The 19,196-nt window shown below is 32.1% G+C and carries 24 protein-coding genes; 23 read left to right on the top strand and 1 reads right to left on the bottom strand.

Annotated features, from left to right (window positions below; genetic code table 11):
* The first annotated feature begins 711 nt into the window (after positions 1-711).
* From ACOYVE_RS10470 to ACOYVE_RS10430, 9 genes are all read left to right on the top strand, one after another.
* Positions 712-2,085 (top strand): nucleotide sugar dehydrogenase, encoded by a 1,374-nt coding sequence (locus ACOYVE_RS10470; protein ID WP_422881844.1) that lies wholly within the window; start codon positions 712-714, stop codon positions 2,083-2,085.
* Positions 2,086-2,126: 41 nt separating this feature from the next.
* Positions 2,127-2,492: a four helix bundle protein gene (locus ACOYVE_RS10465; RefSeq protein WP_422881843.1), complete on the top strand. Its 366-nt coding sequence runs from the start codon at positions 2,127-2,129 to the stop codon at positions 2,490-2,492.
* 94 nt (positions 2,493-2,586) lie between these two features.
* Positions 2,587-3,501 carry a Gfo/Idh/MocA family protein gene (locus ACOYVE_RS10460; RefSeq protein WP_422881842.1) on the top strand — a complete coding sequence of 305 codons (915 nt, stop codon included), beginning with the start codon at positions 2,587-2,589 and terminating at the stop codon, positions 3,499-3,501.
* Between the two features lie 417 nt (positions 3,502-3,918).
* Complete coding sequence (locus ACOYVE_RS10455; protein WP_014857347.1) at positions 3,919-4,203, top strand: GIY-YIG nuclease family protein; 285 nt, start codon at positions 3,919-3,921, stop codon at positions 4,201-4,203.
* A gap of 376 nt (positions 4,204-4,579) precedes the next feature.
* Positions 4,580-5,158 carry a DapH/DapD/GlmU-related protein gene (locus ACOYVE_RS10450; RefSeq protein WP_422881840.1) on the top strand — a complete coding sequence of 193 codons (579 nt, stop codon included), beginning with the start codon at positions 4,580-4,582 and terminating at the stop codon, positions 5,156-5,158.
* 521 nt (positions 5,159-5,679) lie between these two features.
* Positions 5,680-6,117 carry a nucleotidyltransferase substrate binding protein gene (locus ACOYVE_RS10445; protein WP_422881838.1) on the top strand — a complete coding sequence of 146 codons (438 nt, stop codon included), beginning with the start codon at positions 5,680-5,682 and terminating at the stop codon, positions 6,115-6,117.
* Positions 6,110-6,424, top strand: a complete 315-nt coding sequence (locus tag ACOYVE_RS10440; RefSeq protein WP_422881836.1) for a nucleotidyltransferase domain-containing protein — start codon at positions 6,110-6,112, stop codon at positions 6,422-6,424. The genes ACOYVE_RS10445 and ACOYVE_RS10440 overlap by 8 nt, the downstream gene beginning before the upstream one ends.
* A 127-nt stretch (positions 6,425-6,551) precedes the next feature.
* Positions 6,552-6,830, top strand: coding sequence for a DUF4258 domain-containing protein (locus tag ACOYVE_RS10435; RefSeq protein WP_422881834.1), 279 nt, complete (start codon positions 6,552-6,554; stop codon positions 6,828-6,830).
* Positions 6,817-7,026, top strand: coding sequence for a DUF2283 domain-containing protein (locus ACOYVE_RS10430; protein ID WP_422881832.1), 210 nt, complete (start codon positions 6,817-6,819; stop codon positions 7,024-7,026). Before ACOYVE_RS10435 ends, ACOYVE_RS10430 begins: the two co-directional genes overlap by 14 nt.
* 375 nt (positions 7,027-7,401) lie before the next feature.
* Here the strand turns inward: ACOYVE_RS10430 and ACOYVE_RS10425 are convergent, their stop codons facing one another.
* Positions 7,402-8,094 carry a hypothetical protein gene (locus ACOYVE_RS10425; RefSeq protein WP_422881831.1) on the bottom strand — a complete coding sequence of 231 codons (693 nt, stop codon included), beginning with the start codon at positions 8,092-8,094 and terminating at the stop codon, positions 7,402-7,404.
* Between the two features lie 423 nt (positions 8,095-8,517).
* On the opposite strand from ACOYVE_RS10425, the gene ACOYVE_RS10420 reads away from it, so the two are divergent.
* The 14 genes from ACOYVE_RS10420 (at position 8,518) to ACOYVE_RS10355 (ending at position 19,190) form a co-directional block, all read left to right on the top strand.
* Positions 8,518-9,117 carry a hypothetical protein gene (locus ACOYVE_RS10420; RefSeq protein ID WP_422881829.1) on the top strand — a complete coding sequence of 200 codons (600 nt, stop codon included), beginning with the start codon at positions 8,518-8,520 and terminating at the stop codon, positions 9,115-9,117.
* A gap of 33 nt (positions 9,118-9,150) precedes the next feature.
* Entirely contained in the window at positions 9,151-9,525 is a 375-nt protein-coding gene (locus ACOYVE_RS10415; RefSeq protein WP_422881827.1) for a hypothetical protein, read from the top strand.
* A 2-nt stretch (positions 9,526-9,527) separates the two neighbouring features.
* Complete coding sequence (locus tag ACOYVE_RS10410; protein WP_422881826.1) at positions 9,528-10,292, top strand: ImmA/IrrE family metallo-endopeptidase; 765 nt, start codon at positions 9,528-9,530, stop codon at positions 10,290-10,292.
* A 207-nt stretch (positions 10,293-10,499) separates the two neighbouring features.
* A complete protein-coding gene (locus ACOYVE_RS10405; protein ID WP_422881824.1) occupies positions 10,500-10,868 on the top strand; it encodes a four helix bundle protein in 369 nt (122 codons plus the stop codon).
* Between the two features lie 123 nt (positions 10,869-10,991).
* Complete coding sequence (mntA, locus tag ACOYVE_RS10400) at positions 10,992-11,417, top strand: type VII toxin-antitoxin system MntA family adenylyltransferase antitoxin (RefSeq protein WP_422881823.1); 426 nt, start codon at positions 10,992-10,994, stop codon at positions 11,415-11,417.
* Positions 11,410-11,829, top strand: coding sequence for a type VII toxin-antitoxin system HepT family RNase toxin (hepT, locus tag ACOYVE_RS10395; protein ID WP_422881821.1), 420 nt, complete (start codon positions 11,410-11,412; stop codon positions 11,827-11,829). The genes mntA and hepT overlap by 8 nt, the downstream gene beginning before the upstream one ends.
* Positions 11,830-12,087: 258 nt before the next feature.
* On the top strand, positions 12,088-12,300 hold the full coding sequence (locus ACOYVE_RS10390) for a transposase (RefSeq protein ID WP_422881820.1): 213 nt from the start codon (positions 12,088-12,090) through the stop codon (positions 12,298-12,300).
* 66 nt (positions 12,301-12,366) lie between these two features.
* On the top strand, positions 12,367-12,780 hold the full coding sequence (locus ACOYVE_RS10385) for a hypothetical protein (RefSeq protein WP_422881819.1): 414 nt from the start codon (positions 12,367-12,369) through the stop codon (positions 12,778-12,780).
* 38 nt (positions 12,781-12,818) lie between these two features.
* Entirely contained in the window at positions 12,819-14,129 is a 1,311-nt protein-coding gene (locus ACOYVE_RS10380; protein WP_422881818.1) for an O-antigen translocase, read from the top strand.
* Entirely contained in the window at positions 14,122-15,057 is a 936-nt protein-coding gene (locus ACOYVE_RS10375; RefSeq protein ID WP_422881816.1) for a hypothetical protein, read from the top strand. Before ACOYVE_RS10380 ends, ACOYVE_RS10375 begins: the two co-directional genes overlap by 8 nt.
* Positions 15,047-15,685 carry a class I SAM-dependent methyltransferase gene (locus ACOYVE_RS10370; RefSeq protein ID WP_422881815.1) on the top strand — a complete coding sequence of 213 codons (639 nt, stop codon included), beginning with the start codon at positions 15,047-15,049 and terminating at the stop codon, positions 15,683-15,685. Before ACOYVE_RS10375 ends, ACOYVE_RS10370 begins: the two co-directional genes overlap by 11 nt.
* A 4-nt stretch (positions 15,686-15,689) precedes the next feature.
* Positions 15,690-16,868, top strand: a complete 1,179-nt coding sequence (locus ACOYVE_RS10365; RefSeq protein WP_422881813.1) for a glycosyltransferase family 4 protein — start codon at positions 15,690-15,692, stop codon at positions 16,866-16,868.
* 74 nt (positions 16,869-16,942) lie between these two features.
* The gene (locus ACOYVE_RS10360; RefSeq protein ID WP_422881811.1) at positions 16,943-18,211 is read left to right on the top strand and encodes a hypothetical protein; all 1,269 of its coding nucleotides are present in this window, start codon (positions 16,943-16,945) and stop codon (positions 18,209-18,211) included.
* A gap of 1 nt (position 18,212) precedes the next feature.
* On the top strand, positions 18,213-19,190 hold the full coding sequence (locus tag ACOYVE_RS10355; protein WP_422881809.1) for a glycosyltransferase: 978 nt from the start codon (positions 18,213-18,215) through the stop codon (positions 19,188-19,190).
* Positions 19,191-19,196 lie beyond the last annotated feature (6 nt).

Here is a 19,196-nt window from a genome sequence, read left to right as displayed (position 1 = left end):
GATACGTTAATAAAAAGTTTATGTTGACCGTTTGATCGGGACAGTACTGTTAATTTGACTTCGGTTAAACGGTTATTTTTATGTAATTTTACAGAGCCATGTGACTCACGTGGCGGAGCTGTGTTGTTTAGGGATTAGGGGTCAGGGACTAGGGATTAGTGAATGGGGGTTAGGGATTAGTGACTGTCATACTGAGTCCCGCTTTAGCGGGCGAAGTATCTCAGACATACAGATTCGTCGATACAGCCTCTGTCGGATTCCTCAGAGTTAGGGATCGGGGATTAGGGGTCAGGGATTAGTGATCTGTCATACTGACCCCGCCAACGGCGGGGGAAGTATCTCCTGGTCAGTTAAGTAAATCAAATATCACTTAGATTCTTCGTCATCCCGCTTGCAGCGGGATTCCTCAGAATGACATAATGTTGCATTTCGTGTCCATCATACAACGTTTAATGTACAAAAATTATCATGTTGTCATTCTGAATCCCGTCGTAGACGGGTGAAGAATCTCTGACATAAATATTTTTCGTCGTCCCGTCTTTTGGGTTCGTGATTTCGGGGTTTGGGAGTTTTGAGGTTCTTAGTTCTTGGTAATTTGTAATTTTGCAATCTTGCCAATCTTGGTAATTTGGTAATAAAAAACTTGCTAAGTACGCGTAAACAATCGACGATAAGTTAATGACCATTAACAATCAAACTAACGAGGGATAAATGAATTACAAAAAGGGACTTCTTGAAAAAATTGAAAACGGAAAAGCGATTATCGGCATTATCGGTATGGGATATGTCGGTTTGCCTCTTACTCTGGCTTTTGCCAATAACGGATTCGAAGTTATCGGTTTCGACGTCGATGAAAACAAGATACCTTTATTGAACGAAGGTAAAAGTTATATCAAACATATCGATTCGAAATTGATTAAAGATATTCTCAAGAAACAGAAATTCAAAGCTACCTCGGATTTTTCAAGATTGAAAGAATGCGACGCAGTTATTATTTGCGTCCCCACTCCACTGGATGAGCATCGGGAACCGGATATGAAATACGTTAGAGCGACTGCCGAAACAATCCAACAACATCTGCGAAAAGGGCAGTTAATAACGCTCGAAAGCACTACCTATCCCGGTACGACCGAAGAAATTTTATTGCCGTTATTCGAAACTGCGCCGCAAGTTCAAAATTCACTAACCCCTAATCCTCAATCCCCGGTAACTGATTCTTACACCGTCGGCAAGGACTTCTTCCTGGCGTTCAGTCCGGAAAGGGAAGACCCCGGCAATAAAGATTTTACTACAAGCACAATACCGAAAATTGTGGGAGGCGTTACGGATAGTTGTCGCGAACTTGCCGTAGCGCTTTACGGAAAGGTAGTTAAAACTACGGTGCCCGTATCGTCTCCGCGCGTGGCTGAAGCGGCGAAACTCCTTGAAAATATTTATCGTTCCGTCAATATCGCGCTTGTAAACGAGTTGAAGGTTGTATTCGAAAAGATGAATATCGATATATGGGAAGTGATAGACGCCGCTAAAACAAAACCGTTCGGATTTCAGGCGTTCTATCCGGGTCCGGGTCTCGGCGGGCATTGCATTCCGATCGATCCGTTTTATCTGACATGGAAAGCGCGCGAATATGAAATCAACACCAAATTCATCGAATTGGCGGGCGAAGTAAATACGTTTCAACCTTATTACGTCGTTGAAAGAGCTATAGAAGTATTAAACGAAAATTACAAAGCGATCAAAGGAAGTAAAATTCTAATACTGGGCGTTGCATACAAAAAGAATGTTGACGATATGAGAGAATCTCCTTCATTAAAATTAATCGAACTGTTGCGGGAACGCGGCGCGGAAATCGATTACAACGATCCCTATGTACCAAAGCTGCCGCCCACAAGAAGATATAAATTCGACATGCATTCTGTTGAACTGAGAAAAGACACTATAAAACTTTATGATTTGGTTCTGCTTGCAACAGACCATGACGACTACGACTACACATTTATTCGCAAACATGCCCGATTGATTCTCGACACCCGCAATGCATTTAAAATTAAAGGACTGCACGAAGGGAATGTGTTTAAGGCGTAGTTCAGCGCTGGAGTTCAAAGTTCTGAGGTTAAGAGGTTCATATGAAAATAAATGATTTTACCGATATTGATTCATGGAAAGAAGCCAGATTGTTAGTAAGTGAAATATACAATCTAACTTCAGGCGAAAAATTCAATAAAGACTACGGACTTAAAGACCAAATTCAAAGAGCGGCGGTCTCTATAATGAGTAATATTGCAGAAGGATTCGACAGCGGATCCACTAAATCATTTATTAATTTTCTCCGGTATTCTTATCGGTCTTCTTCCGAAGTAGAGTCTTTATTATATTTAGCATTAGATCTTAAATACATAAAGGAAGATGAATTTACTCCAATACTGGAACGTACTAAAAAAATAAAAAGCTTGTTGGGAGGATTTATTAGGTATTTAAAAAGTATCGAATAAACACAACTCCCATAACAAAGAACCAAGAACCCCAAAACGAAGAACAAAGAACCAAAAACTCCAAAACTAAGAACAAAGAACCAAGAACGAAAAAATGAACTTTGCAATTACAGGAGTAGCGGGCTATATCGCCCCAAGACATTTGAAAGCAATAAAAGAAACGGGCAATACGCTCGTAGCCGCATTGGATCCTCACGATTCTGTTGGACTGTTGGACAGCTATTTCCCCGATGCGAGTTTCTTTGTTGAATTCGAACGGTTCGAACGGCATCTCGATTTACTGCACAGAAAATCCGAGTCGGAGCGCGTCAACTTTCTATCGATTTGCTCGCCGAATTTTTTACACGATTCTCATATACGTCTTGCTTTAAGAATAGGGGCGGATGCAATTTGCGAAAAACCGCTTGTATTAAATCCGTGGAATCTCGACGCGCTTGAAACTGTCGAAAAAGAAACCGGTAGAAAGGTTTATACAGTATTGCAACTGAGAAAGCATCCGTCGATTATTGAACTTAAAAGAAAAGCGGAAGCGGTTATTAAATCTCAACCGGGTAACAAATTCGACATCAGTCTCGATTATATAACATCGCGCGGATTGTGGTACGATTTTTCGTGGAAAGGAAGCCTTGAAAAATCGGGCGGCGTGGCGACTAATATCGGTATTCACTTTTTCGATATGTTGATCTGGATTTTCGGTCAGCCGATACATTCCCGGCTTATCGAAAACAACAGACGTTCTATGCGGGGTGAATTGGAACTGCGAAATGCTTTTGTCAAATGGAATCTTTCGATTAATTACGATGACCTGCCGGAAAGCGTTAAAACCGGCGGAAAAAGAACATATCGCTCTATTAAAATAGACGGAGAGGAACTCGAATTTACCGAAGGATTTACCGATCTGCACACAGTCGTTTATCGCGATATATTGGACGGTAAAGGATACGGCATATACGACGCCCGCCCTTCCATTGAACTGGCATATAAGATCAGGAATGGGATCGAGTTTTAGAGAATGTATTTATGAATTGGTTTTGGGGTTTGGGAGTTTAGAAGTTCTTGGTAATTTGCCAATCTTGTCAATTCGCAATTTTGTAATCTTGGTAATTTTTTGTAATAAAAAAACTTATTGTTATGTATCCGTCTTTGCGAGGAGCGAGCCGGTACAAGCGATGAAGCAAACTCTTAAATATTATTAACCGCTAAGGGCGAGGAGAACTCTAAGTTGTAGCATAGTGTCATACTGACCCCGCCAACGGCGGGGGAAGTATCTCCTGGTCAGTTGAGTAAATCGAATATCACTCAGATTCTTCGTCAATCCGTCTGTGTCGGACTCTTCAGAATGACATGGTACAGTATTTCTTATTCTTAATACAACGGTGAAAATAAAATTATAATCATTGTGTCATTCTGAAGAATCTCTGAAATAATGAAAAGTTATTATGTTTACATAATGACAAACAAAAGTAAAACTCTCTATACAGGCATTACAAATAATTTGATAAGAAGAGTCTATGAACATAAAAATAAATTAATGCCTGGATTCACAAGTAAATACAACATTACAAAGTTAATTTATTACGAAGAATTTAATGATGTCAAAAAAGCCATTGAAAGAGAAAAACAAATTAAAGGATGGCTAAGAAAAAAGAAAATAGAATTAATTGAAAAAGAAAATCCTGAATGGAAGGACCTAAGTAAAGAATGGTATTAGATTCTTCGTCGTCCCGCTTGCAGCGGGACTTCTCAGAATGACATGTCACGTTTTTTTAGTTCTTAATACAATAGTGAAAGTAAATTATTAGAGCAGTGTCATACTGACCCCGCCAACGGCGGGGGAAGTATCTCTGAAAACAAAATTCGTATTAAAAAAATACACCGTCAGATTCTTCGTCATCCCGCTTGCAGCGGGACTCCTCAGAATGACATGTTACGGCATTTCTAGTTCTTAATACAACGGTGAAAATAAAATTATAATCATAGTGTCATTATGAAGAATCTCAAGAATCTGACAAAGAATCTCTGAAATCGATCTGAATTAATCCGATATTTAATAAAACACTAGTTGAAAACAATAAAACTAAAAGCTTATGAATTACTACATCAATGAATACGCGGTTGTCGACGATAATGTCGAAATAGGAGAAGGAACTAAAATATGGCATTTCAGTCATGTTCAGTCGGGCGCTAAGATAGGCAAATATTGTGTGTTGGGACAGAATGTAAATGTCGGTAACAATGTGATTATCGGCAATTACGTCAAAATACAAAACAACGTGTCTGTTTACGAAGGAGTTACGCTTGAAGACTATGTTTTCTGCGGACCTTCGATGGTCTTTACAAATATTAAAGATCCGCGCAGTAAATATCCGCAGGTGGGAAGTCAATATTATATTAAAACTCTGGTTAAAGAAGGTGCGAGTCTGGGTGCCAATTGTACAATAATATGCGGCATAACAATTGGACGTTATGCATTTGTTGGTGCAGGCGCAGTTGTAACAAAAGATGTACCTGATTATGGACTGGTTGTAGGAAATCCAGCAAAGTTAGTCGGCTGGGTGTCTGAAGCGGGAGTTAAACTAAAATTTGATAAAAGTGGATTCGCTGTATGTCCTAAAAGCGGAAAAAAGTACAGGCTGGAAAATGGGAGGGTAGAAGAAGTGGGGTAGGGATGAGGGGTTAGGGATTAGGGGATTTGTGGGTGATGGGTGGTAGGTAATTTGTTCGTAGTTCAAAGTTTCTTAGTTCTTTGTTCAAAGTTGCTTAGTTCGGAGTTCGGAGTTCTTGATTCAAAGTTGCTTAGTTCTTTGTTCAAGGTTCGGAGTTCAATGTTCTTAGTTCAAAGTTACTTTGTTCGTAGTTCAATGTTCTTGGTTCAAGGTTTGGAGTTGATTAGTTGGGAAAAGAACAAACCAACCAAGAACAAAACAACTAAGAACTAACAAACCACGAACTAACAAACATAGAACAAACAAACAAAGAACAAATAACAAAGAACAAAGAACAAAAAAACAAAGAACAAACAAACCAAGAACAAAACAACTACGAACAAAAAAACTAATAAAAATTAGAAGATATTATAAAAAATTACAAATTACAGATTACAAATTACAGATTACAAATTACAGATTGAAATATGTGGGGGAAGACTTAGAAACAAAGGGAATATTTATAAAACAAGGAAAAGCAATTGGATAAAAAAGAAAAAAAAGATATAAGATGGATTCAACGATTTGATAATTTTCAGCTTGCATTAAAACAATTGAAGGACGGAATCGATGAATATAAGAAGCGTACACTATCTCTTTTGGAAAAACAAGGTGTTATAAAAGCATTTGAATTCACACATGAGCTTGCGTGGAATGTTCTTAAAGATTTTTTTGAATATCAAGGGAACTTTAATATCAAAGGTTCAAGAGACGCAGTTAAGGAAGGTTTTAAATACGCTTTAATTAATGACGGTAAATTGTGGCTGCAGATGATTGAGACAAGAAATTTAACTTCACATACTTACGACAAAGAGACTGCAGAGGGAATAATTTCCGAAATTGTTAATAAATATTTTATTGAGTTCATTGAATTTGAAAAAACTATGATAAAATTGAAATTTGGTTCTGAAGATGAATAATTACGTAGAATTATCTGGGGTTGCGGCTGGGGATTGGGAAGCTATTGTCGATAAGATAATAAAAAATAAAAAGGTCAAAAAGATAATATTGTTCGGCTCAAGAGCTAAAGGTAATTACAAAAAAGGTTCCGATATCGATATTGCAATTATAGCTGATAGATTAAGTTACGAGGAATTAAACCAGATAAGGGTAGATGTTAGTGAATTAATGCTACCGTTTAAGATTGATATCATCGATTTTAATAAAATTAATAATTCTGAATTAAGAGAACATATACAAAGAGTTGGGAAAGTATTATTCGGCTGAAATAAGTAAATTGATTTATTCATTTTGAAGTTTGATACATGTCACTTTGTGGAGTGATTTAGTTCAAAGTTTTTTAGTTCTTTGTTCAAAGTTCTTAGTTCGTGGTTCAAGGTTCGGAGTTGATTAGTTGGGAAAAAGAACAATAGTGAAAAAAATTGTATTTACGTGTCATGCACTAAATAAAATTAAAATTCTTAGTAACCATAAAATATTTGTTGATAAGAATCTAATAACGAAAATAATTACAAAACCGGATATTATTGAGAGCGGATATAAAGATCGATTGGTTGTACAAGGGAGGCTGGATGATAATCATGTATTACGGATTGTCTATGAAGAAAGTGATAAAGAAATAAAAATAATAACAATGTATCCTGGTAGGAGATCAAGATATGAAAAAGATTAAATATGATAAAGAAACCGATATCTTAATTATTGAATTTTCAGATAAACCAATTGAATATGCTGAGGAAGAAGGACCTATTATTATCCATTTTGCAAAAGATGGTGAACCTGTTTTATTGGAAATACAAGGTGGAAAAGAATTTATCTTAAATACGTTTACTAGTATGATCGATGATAAAGAAGTAGTATTCTCTTGAATAGATTAACTGATTGAGGATCAAATATTGTTCGTGGTTCGGGGTTCTTAGTTCAAAGTTTTTTAGTTCTTAGTTCAAAGTTCAATGTTCGGGGTTCGGAGTTCTTGGTTCAAAGTTGCTTAGTTCTTTGTTCAAGGTTCTTAGTTCAATGTTCTTAGTTCAAAGTTACTTTGTTCGTAGTTCAAGGTTCGGAGTTGATTAGTTGGTAAAAAGAACAAACTAACCAAGAACAAAGAACCAAATAACAAAGAACAAATAAACAAAGAACGAATAAACAAAGAAATAACATGAAAAAAGCATTAATAACTGCCCCGCACTATAAAGATTGGGGCAGGTATTGTTAAGTCGTATAATAGAATTAAAAAGAGCTTTGAATTAAACAACAGTATAATTAATTGTTGAACTAAACTGGATTTCATCTTCATTCTCATCAAACGTAATAGCAGTAAAAATCACTTTTCTGTTTGTGTAGTTTACCAAAATTTCGCTGTCTGCTGTAAGTAACGGGATATTGAATGTAATCGGGTCATTGAGGTTTATTGAAGTCTTAACCGATGATACTTTTAGAAAATCATAATCTGGTAAAGTTGAATTCAAAGGTTGCTGAAGAAATACCACAACCAGAATCTGAATTTTCTTTTCAATATCCGGATTAACATTTGAAAGGTCCGTAAGAGGAGCCAATTCAATATCAAGAGCATCATTATTTAATGTAAGACTTTGCAGTTTTACACCAAAAGATGATCTCGGTGTCATTATAATCATATTGCTAAGGTCATTATCCAGCACAAACGGATAATTGATCTTAACAAGATGAGAAAAAGGTGAAGCACCTGATGGAACTACTGATTTCCACAATTTTTTGAGAGATTCAAATGAATAGATTGCTGAGGCGAGTTTTACTGCAAGTCTGAATTTACTAATGCGTTCTCTGAACTCTGGGGTATCAGGTGGTGTGTATGATACTGGCTTATGAGCAATATAATTTTTATCATTACGCGAACGGAATACAATATCCCCAAGTGAGCCTTTAAGTTTTCCAAAGAATTTTTTATCCAATTGTGCCATAATTTTCCTCCTATTAATTATGTAAATAATGATTTGTGATTTAACATTGAACATCTAACATTGAACATATTGCATTACTCATTACTCAAAGGCGGTGCCCTGTGTTTTATATAATAAGACATCTCCAGATGGATGGCAGGTGATATTACTGTTCCATCTGAGCAAAGACGACTTTCATACGACTTTAACTCGACTTTTATACGAGTTTGAAAAGACTCTATACCAGAGCGAAGAAATTCAATTCTTCTATATAAATCCAAATGTTTAATTATTGAGTATATTACCATTAAAATAATTTTTTTGTTCACTCTAAATACCTATAGGATGGAGAAATTCGCCGGGGACCATTAAAAAAATAAAAATGGCGAAAAATAATTTTTGAGCGGTATATATAGTATCTTTTAATAATGTTTAGAGTTATAATTGGAAAAGGATGTTCAAATAAACCAAAGTGCGCTTGAAATATTCGAAGAGATTTTTAAATCAGAAAAAGGTATACCTGAAAGATGGTTATTTTATTGTGTAAAGCAATTAATATTCTATAAAATCAATAAAAGGGAATATTATAAAACACCTGAGGATATTGTTTCTGAAATAATATTTAGCGCTATTAATGGAAAGCGTAAGTGGAATACTGAAGAGGTACCGGTTGAAGCATTTGTAAGATCTTGTATAAAAAGTGTTGTCTCGCACCTTGCAGAGGGAATGGATAATAAAAAGGTGGATGATATAATAATAAATCAAAAGCAAGGCATTTCAATTGATGCCCTGGAAAATGCACACGATAAATCCAAACAGCAAATCGAATTGCTTTATGAAAATAAGGACCTTATTGAAAGGTGTCGTGAAGTACTTCAAGAGGACACCGAGATGGGACTTGTTTTCGAACTCATTCTCGAAGGAAGAACACCTAAAGAAATGGAAGCAGAGTATGGTATTCCCCCCGATAAAGTAGATGCAGTAAAAAAACGTATTAAAAGATGCTTAAAGAAAATCTTCAAAGAAGAAGACTATAATAATTAATTAGAAAGAAAATAAAAAAAAAGAGGTGAAGATATGCATCGCAGGGAGTACGAAATACTCGCCGATATTTTTGCTGATCCTGAGCAGCTTACAATTGAAGAAATTGATAAAGAACTTCAAGAAGCAGGAATTGATTATGACAATTTCAGTCAGAGAGTATTGGATAAAATAAACGATATAAAGAGAGATTTAATTTATCAAGAAAGCCAGGAAAAAATAAAAAAATTTAAAGACTTATTAATCACTATTAAAGATAAATTACATATCGAAGTAAGTGATGATAAGCTGGAAAAACAATTACAATTACAGTTCAACAAATTAGGTTCATTAACACCGGAGGATATTCAGGATATTCTTAATGACGAGAATAAACTTAAAATTCTCAAAGAGAATATTGACTTAAAATAAAAATGAGCCTGTTAGCCCGTGCTAATGCCAGAAAATTACTCCGTGAGTGCTGCATAACAAAACCTGAGCATATTGATCTGGAAAAAATAGCAGCTTATAAAAATCTTTTTATTGAGGAAGGTGATATAAGATCGCACACTGCAAGAATACATAAATCCGATAATTGCGGTATAATTAAGATAAGTTCCAAGTTGAAAGATAAAGGGCAACGAAATTTTGTTATTGCACACGAAATCGGTCATTTTATTAACGAAAGAAATAAAAATTTTACCAGCTGTACAGCATCGGACTTGTTAGGTATAAATTCTAAAAAAGAATTTGAAAAAGATGCCAATGCTTTTGCATCTGAACTATTAATGAAAGATGAATGGGTATGGGAATTCACTGCAAAGAGAATCCCCGGTGCCGATTTAATAAAAGATATGTGTGAATATTTTAATACTTCACTGCTCTCAGCAGCAATTAGATATGCAGAGATTGGCAAATATCCCTCCGCTGTTATTTTATCTAAAAATAAAAAGGTAGTCTGGAGTGTACTAAATAAGGATTTCAGGTTTAAGTGGTTGCCACCTGGAACGCCGGTTAATGGAAATTCTTATTGCTATGACTATTTTAACGAAGGCATTATGGATAAAAATGTTAATAAAATTTTAGCCGATGCCTGGTTTTTACAAGATAAATTTTACAGAAGAAATTTTTATCTTAATGAACAAAATATATATCTAACTAATTACAACGCTGTATTGACTATTTTATGGGAGGATTGAATTTTTACTTTCGGCTTGATATAAAAAAATTACAGATTACAAATTACAGATTGTAAATTACAAATTATAAATTAAAAATTACAAATTAACTTATTGGATAGGCAACCTTCAAAAGAGGGATAGTGTTCGGGGTTCGGAGTTCTTGGTTCAAAGTTTCTTTGTTCTTAGTTCAAGGTTCTTAGTTCGGGGTTTTTTAGTTGAGAGGATATGAAAATTGAGTCATTTACTGATATTGAATCTTGGAAACTTGCTAGAGAATTAGTTAAGGATGTTTATACTGTTACAAAAAATAATAAGTTTGCTAAGGATTATAGATTGAAGGATCAAATTCAACGGGCTGTAGTTTCAATTATGAGTAATATTGCAGAAGGTTTTGATAGTAACTCTAATAAGACATTTATAAATTTTATGAATTATTCTTATAGGTCTGCTTCAGAAGTCGAATCTCTACTATATGTAGCTTTGGATTTAGAGTATATAACAAAAACTGAGTTTGACGAATTAAAAGAAAAAGTTTCAACAACAAAAAAATTAATAGGTGGATTCATAAAATATCTTAAATCCACTTCCAATTAACCAAGAACTAATAAACTAAGAACCAACAAACTAAGAACCAAAGAACCAAGAAAACAAAAGGTTATTGAATTATTGTAGAATTTAGAGTAATTATAGTATTGATTTTCAAAAGTAGTCAAGTATATGGCATTGGAAAAAAAACAAATTAAAAATAAGATTACAGAATATCTTAGAGAAAGAGACGAGGTTATCTTTGCCTACATTTTTGGTTCTTTTGTGGCAAAGGAGTATTATCACGATATAGATGTTGCTGTTTATCTTTCCGATAATTTTGATAAGAATGATTTGATGAAATTTCCATACGGATACGAAAGCGGAATGATCAGCCAACTTAATATACTTGTAAGAAAAAATATTGATTTCATTGTAATGAATAATGCAGAATTGTATATTCAAAAAAAAATAATTAACGAAGGAATTTTACTCTTCAGTAAAAATGAACGTAAACGGATCAATTATGAAAATTATATACGTAAAATGTATATTGACACTGCGCATTTAAGAAAAATTAGAAGATATTATTTAACAGAAAAAATTAAAAATGCCTGATTTAGAAATTATAGAAAAACATATTTCCTTGTTTATTGAAGACCTTGAGAATCTAAAAAAATATAAAAATGTTACTGTCGATAAAATAAAAACAGATAAAGACTTACTATGGATATTAGAGAGAGGGATATATTTGTTGATCCAGAATTTATTTGATATGCTGGCGCACATTGTTTCTGCTGATTTTAATGAAAGATGGGATTATTACACCGATATAAGTGATATTCTATTTAAACATGATATTATTAGTGAAGAAGATAAAATATTATTGAACAAAATGGCTGGATATAGAAATCGACTTAGTCACGAGTATCTGTCATTGGACTTAAACATTCTGACCGATATAGTAAACAATAGGCTATCTGACTTTTCTAAGTTTTTATCTATTGTTAAAAATTATTGTAATCTCTAACTGATACTTTGAAATAACAGTGTAAAATGTTTCAGAAAAAATTATAAGTAAAATATTACAGATTACAAATTACAGATTACAAATTGCAGATTACAAATTGAAATATGTGGAGGGGGGAAGACTTAGAAACAAAGGGAATATTTATAAAACAAGGAAAAGCAATTGGATAAAAAAGATATAAGATGTTATGCTTTAGATGGAATTGGACTTTTGCTAAGTTGTGATATAAGTTAAAAGGAAAAACAGAAAGGGGGCAAAATGTCCAGTTCCAGACGCAAGTTTTCAGCCGAGCAAAAGGTTCGTATTTTACGGGAACATCTGGAGAATCAAATGCCGATCTCCACCATTAGCGAGAACTATGACATCCATCCCAATGTATTTTATCGTTGGAAGCAGCTTTTTGAAAGCGCAGTGGACAACTTTACTGATGACGGTATTAGATGGAGTCAGCCGTTATGTTGTCCATCATGAATTACACAGCAGCATGACCGGATATGACGTAGAGTTGACCATAGAGAAGGCTTTGGAGAAGGTCGCATGAATTTAGGAATCGAATTGCTAAGCGGCCAACAAATAACTTTCGTAGGATTTGTCAAAAACGACACAGTCACTTTCTATATTCTTGAGAAATCCGAAGAATGTTTTTATCTTGTAAAAGTAATTCGATGCGTAATTTTACACCTTAGTTTTTGGGCAAAATGTCCATTTCCCGATGAACAAGACAACACCAATATTATACTTGGTTATAAAAAAATACTTCCTGTATGGCATTTAAATAAATACAGAAAAATAAGATATCGAACAACCGCAAAAAGTGAGATGCATGGAATACCTAAGTTAGAAATAATTAATTTGATTGAAAGTAAAAATGCAGAAACAGTAGATGTTAAACTAAAAGAGGATGATGGTTCAGGTTGGGTTAACTATTTTTACTTCGTTGTTAAAAAGTAATCATTCGCATTTATTTCAAAAATGGAATTTTATCTACTTTGATTCTTACGGCACTTACAAACTATTACAAAAAGATAATTAGCAATGAATTAATCAAAGTATTTTCATTCACTGGAATAGCCACCGTAGTCAAATTTTTTACCGGTTTTATTTCAAACAAAATCCTTTCAGTAATTATTGGACCAAGCGGAATCGCCTTAATAGGACAATTATCGAATGTAATGTATATAGCTTTTTTATTATCAACAGCAGGTATACAGAGTGGCATAGTTAAATATGTATCCGAATTTGAAGAATCTAAAAAAAAGTTAGTAGAATATATTCAAAATGCGGTTTTTTTAATTCTGGTTTGTTCACTTTTTACAGCAATACTGTTAATTGCATTTAATCATCAGCTTTCAGAATTGATACTTCAAGATTCCAAGTTTTATTTTGTTTTTATTTTGTATGGAACCACAATATTACTATTCTCACTTAACTCTACTTTCCTTTCGATTATTAACGGTTTACAAGAATTTAATGAACTGATAAAATTAAATATCACGCAAAGCATTAATAGCTTATTATTTTCTGTAGTATTAGTATTAATATGGGGTATAGAGGGAGCATTGAGTGCTATTGTTACGAACCAATCTATTGTTTTAATATTTTCTTATAATAAAATCAGAAAGTTTGATTGGTACAAGACTGCTTTTAGAAAATTCAAAATCAAAAAAGATGTTTTGAATAATTATTTTAAATATACCCTTATGGGAATTGTTGTTGCACTTGTAGATCCAACATCAAAGTTATTAATAAGAAACTTTTTAATCCACAACCTTTCCTTAAATGATGCCGGGCTATGGGAGGCAATGAATAGATTTTCCGCAATGTACTTGCTTGTTTTTACAAGTACACTGGGTATTTATATGATACCAAAGCTTTCGAATGCAAAAACTAATTTGGAAACACGCAAAATCTTGATGCAAACGTATAAAGTCGTTTTGCCAGCTTTATCTATTTGTATAATAATAATTTTATTATTAAAGCATTTGATCATTCCTATTGTTTTTAGTGATAAGTTTGCAGGAATGGATATTCTGTTTTTACCGCAGTTAATAGGGGATTTATTTTTTATAGTTAATTTTTGTCTTTCTTCGATCTTAATGGCGAAAGCTAAAACATTATTATATATCATTTCAATAATTCTATATTTTTCGGTATATACTATTTTTGCAATATTGTTAATCAGAACAAACGGTATATGGGGTGCCACAATAGGTTTCACAATTAGCAATATTCTATACTTTTTTTATTATTCAATAATATTTCGTAGAACTTTAATTATTAAAGGAATTGAAAATGCTTAAAACACCTGTTCTCTTCATTATTTTCAACAGACCTGATACAACAAAAAAAGTATTTGATAAGATTGCACAAGTTAAACCTGGAAAGCTATATATTGCTGCTGACGGACCAAGAGAAAATAAGCCTGAAGATATTGAACTCTGCAAACAAGCCAGAGAAGTAGTTAGTAAAATTGATTGGGACTGCCAGGTATTTAAAAAATTTAATGTTGAAAATTTAGGATGCGGCCTAAATGTGAGTGGCGCTATATCGTGGGCATTTGAAAAAGAAGAAAAATTAATAATTTTAGAAGACGATACTGAACCAACGATTCCCTTTTTTTATTTTTGTCAGGAACTATTAGAAAAATATAAAAATGATAAAAGAATTATGCATATTGGGGGAACAAACTGGCATCCGGAACGAATGAAAGACAATAATTCATATATATTTTCACGACATGCTCATATTTGGGGATGGGCTACATGGAAAAGGGCATGGAATTTATACGATTATAACTTGAGCGATATCAATGAATATTTCTTAAAAGATAAATTAAAAAATCTCTTTAAAACAAGAAAAGAAAGAAGGTGGTTTATTGAAAGATGGGGTAGTTTTATAAAAACCAATTATATATTAAAAGATAAATCAAATTGGGATTATCAATGGTATTTTACATGCATAAAAAATAATGGGCTGTGTATATGGCCAACTAGTAATTTAGTAAAAAATATTGGCTATATCGGTACCCATTCAAACATTCATAAAGAAAAAAAACTATTTAATAGAGAAATTGATGAAAATTTTTTTTTAGAGAAGCATCCTTCAAATATTAAAATTGATGAAAATTTTGATTACTATCATTTTAAAAAATTTTTTTATTTTAGTTTAAAGAAAAAGATAAGAAATAAAATAATCAAGATTATGAGGAACGTGTTTGATGCATTATGATCATGAATACTTTGAATGGCAAAAGAGCCAAGGGGAATTCGGGGCAATTGTTGATTTATTTAAATTCGAAGAATTTATTAAGCCAACCGATAATGTTATCGATTTTGGTTGTGGAGGTGGCTATTTATTAAAAGCTTTAAAGTGCAGAGCGAAATTAGGAATTGAAATAAATGATTATGCAATAGATTCTGCTATTAAGAATGGACTCACCGTATATAAAGAAATTGACAGCATACCAGATGAATGGGCAGATGTAATTATATCAAATCACGTTTTGGAACATGTTGAAAATCCTTTTGATACGCTTTTGAAATTAAAAGTTAAATTAAAGTTGGGAGGGAAAATAATTTTTGTTACGCCATTCGAGCGAAAAGGTGAATTTAATGAAAATGATATAAACCAACATTTATATACTTGGACCCCTTTGAATTTAGGAAATTTATTTAAAACTGCTGGTTACAAAATTGAAAAGGCAGAGTTATTAAAACATCGGTGGCCTCCACAATCAAGAAGAATCTTAAAATATTTTGGAATTAAAATATTTCATATTACCGCTTATTTATATGGTTCATTGAAAAGAGATCTGTTACAAGTTAGAATTGTCGCAAAAAAAAGTAATAATCAATAAAAAAATGAAAATATTATTCTTATTAAATTCTGGAAATTTATTGGGCGGAGCTGAAATTGTATTTTTGAGATTAATAAAAAATTTGATGAAAAGAAATAACCTAGAGATTACTTGCATTAATACTGAAGAAGGAGAACTTAATAAAAATTTAAAGCAACTTGGTTTAAGAGTTTATACTGTACCCAGTATTTATTTAAAAAGAATATATCGAGTAAAAGAGTTAAAACAATTTTTTATTAATATATTTTTAATAAGAAAAATTATTAAAACCGAAAAACCGAATCTCATTCATGCATTTACTTTACCACTAGCACGCAGAATTTTGTTCATAAAATTACTGGGTATAAAAATAAAAGTTATTGGAACTATACATGATTCTCTTGTTGCTGAGAATTTTGGATTCTTAAAGACAAAATTCTATGTTTTTGTTATCAATAATTTTTATAACAAACTTATCAGCGTATCTAACAAAACCAGAGAAATTGCTATTGCTAGTGGTATTAAGAAATCTAATATAACAGTTATTTATAATGGTTTTGAATGTAGTTATGAAAATTCATATTCAAATAATGAAGAAACTGAATTCCTGTTCCCCAAAGATAGCTTTATTATCGGAACATTCGGAAGAATAACACCCCTCAAAGGTCAATTAATAACATTAAAAGCATTTTTTGAAGCGCAAATATATCGGGCGAATATGTATTGTTTGATAATCGGATCACCATCATTAGGTATTGAGGGGTCTAAAGAATATTATGATGATGTAAAGCAATTTATTTTAAAGACTGATTTAATCCATAAAGTAAAACTAATTGAATGGACAAATGAAATTGAAAAATACTATAAAATGCTTTCAGTCTATATATTACCTTCAATTCATCCCGACTCATTTCCTACTGTAACATTAGAAGCGATGAGTTTAAAAATTCCAATTATTGCTTCTAGAGTTGGAGGTATCCCTGAACAAATAGTAGATGGATATAATGGATTTTTAGTTGAACCAAATGACATTGGTGCTTTTACAGAAAAGATCATTAAACTCCATGATGATTCTGAATTAAGAAAAAAAATGGGTGAAAACGGGTATAAAAAATTGAAAAAAGATTTTACAGTTGGTAAGTGGATAAATTTTCATTTGGAGTTGTACGAAGATATTATTACTAAACACAATAAATTGATATGATTTTTTCAATTGTAATAATAATTATTACATTATTTATAATTCTGTTTGCTATTTACTCAAAAAACAATTGGATAGTGATTGGATACTATCTTGTCGGAGCGATTCTATTAGGAAATATTAATAAAGATTTTTGGTATATATTTGAACCTGCCGACTGGATAGCAATTTTACTATTTCTTTATGCTTTTTTTATACCAACAAAGAAAAATTGTCCCTTCTCAAAAACTTATATTAACAAATTCTACATATTTTTTTTCATTTTTATTCTTTTTATACCATATCTCATTAATTATTACTTCTATGAGGTAAATTTAATATATACATATTTTATCATAGTACGGGCATGGCTTGCAAGTTATATTTTTTATAAAATTTTTCTTAATGAATTAAAAAGAGAACCTTTAAACGAAATATTAAGTAAGTTTGTTAAATTATTATTTGTTATTGCAACTATTTCAGCAGCGATTTCTATTTCTAGGTACTTTAGTACAACTTTAAAAACATCACTCGATATTTTTTATCCATCTGGAAATGATTCGTTTTCCAAATATGGGAGATTAATTGGAACGATGGGGGCAACCAACACTGCCGGTAATTTCTTTGCAATTGTATCACTTTTTGCTCTTTATAATTATGCTATTAAACCTACTAAAAATAAATTGATAATTTTATTATTTTTTATATCAGTATTGATTCTAACAATGTCATATAGTTCACTTTTTGCTTTCCTTGTTTTATTCTTTTTTATTTTGCGAAAAAAGATAAAAATTGAATTTTTTGCTATTGGTACAGCTATAATGATTATTTCATTTTTAATCCTATATCAAATAGATTCTTTAAAAGTTTATTTTAACCAAAGAATTATCACAACATTTAATTCACCTGTAAAATCCCAATACCCTCTAGTATTACCGCTAAATTTATTGGCGAGAATGGACTATGGAATTCAATATATTTCCTTATTGTCAAAAAGTGGGAGATTGATTTTTGGATGGGGACCTGAGTCTATATGGAGTTTGAATTTTCAAAAACTAGGTTATATTTCATTTTATGGCTGGCATCATCAATCACTCAATCCTTATTCAGAAAATTTTTATTTCTTTATTCTTAATCAGAGTGGACTATTTGGTTTAGTTGCGTTCTGTTGGCTTTTTATAAAATTAGTTAAAAACGTTAAAAAAATAATACCTATTAATAATTATACAAAAAATTTTGTCCAAATTGTAGTTGGAGTTATACTCCTCGCTGCTATTGGCAATAATACATTATATTATGGTTCTATTACAGAATTATTTGGTATTAGTTTAGCTCTCTTTCAAATAACACTATATATACAGAAGTAGAATGGACAGTATTTTATTAGTTACTTCAGATGATTCTACAGGTGGGACATTATATGAAAAAGATGTATACAAATTATTGAATAATCAATTTGAAGCTGGTATATACCAGTATAGTCAATCCAAATACAAATATTATCCCAATAAAATATTTATTTATAATCAATTAAAAAATATAAAAGGCAATTATAAAATATTAATAACTAATTTGAGCTTTATCTATGGGCTAAATTTGAAAATAGGGAATAAAAAAATTCTAATCTTTCATCATTTTGATTTTAAGAATGAGAAACTATTAAATAAACTATTTTGGAAATCTATATCAAAGAAGTTGAATTCATTTGACAAAATAATATGTGTTTCTGAGTATTGGCGAAAATTCATTTTAGAAGAAAACAAATATCTAAAGCAGGAAGATGTTCATATCATTAGCAATTGTTTTGATGTAAGTAAATTTGATATTGCAAAATCTAAAAAGGATAGAATGCAATTTTGTAATAAATATAATATTCCAGCTGATAAAATTCTGGTTTACGCTGGCAACAGTGGTTTTCATAAAGGTACAGATAGAGTTGTTGCAGCTTTAGATAGAAAAAAATATCACATAATAACTTCAGGAGTTATGTCAGAGAATTATGGAACGCATCATTTATCATTATCTTATGATGATTATTTAGAATTGTTAGTAAATGTCGATGTAACTGTTATTTTATCGCGTTTACTTGAAGGTTGGAATAGGATAGCTCATGAATCATTATTAGCAGGCACGCCAGTAATCGGGTCCGGTGTAGCAGGATTGGGTGAATTGTTATATAAAGCAGGTCAGTGCATTTATAATGAAAATTCAAAGTTAGATGAACAAATAGAATATGTACTGAACAACAAGGAAAAAATTATGTCCGGTTGTTATAATTATGTAAGGAAATTTGACCTAAAATTCTTTGGAGAAGAGTGGAATAAAATAATTACTGAATATTTATAAAATTAA

Source organism: Melioribacter sp., assembly GCF_049325435.1.
GTDB classification, from domain to species: domain Bacteria; phylum Bacteroidota; class Ignavibacteria; order Ignavibacteriales; family Melioribacteraceae; genus Melioribacter; species Melioribacter roseus.
This window is presented reverse-complemented; position numbering and strand designations above follow the sequence as displayed.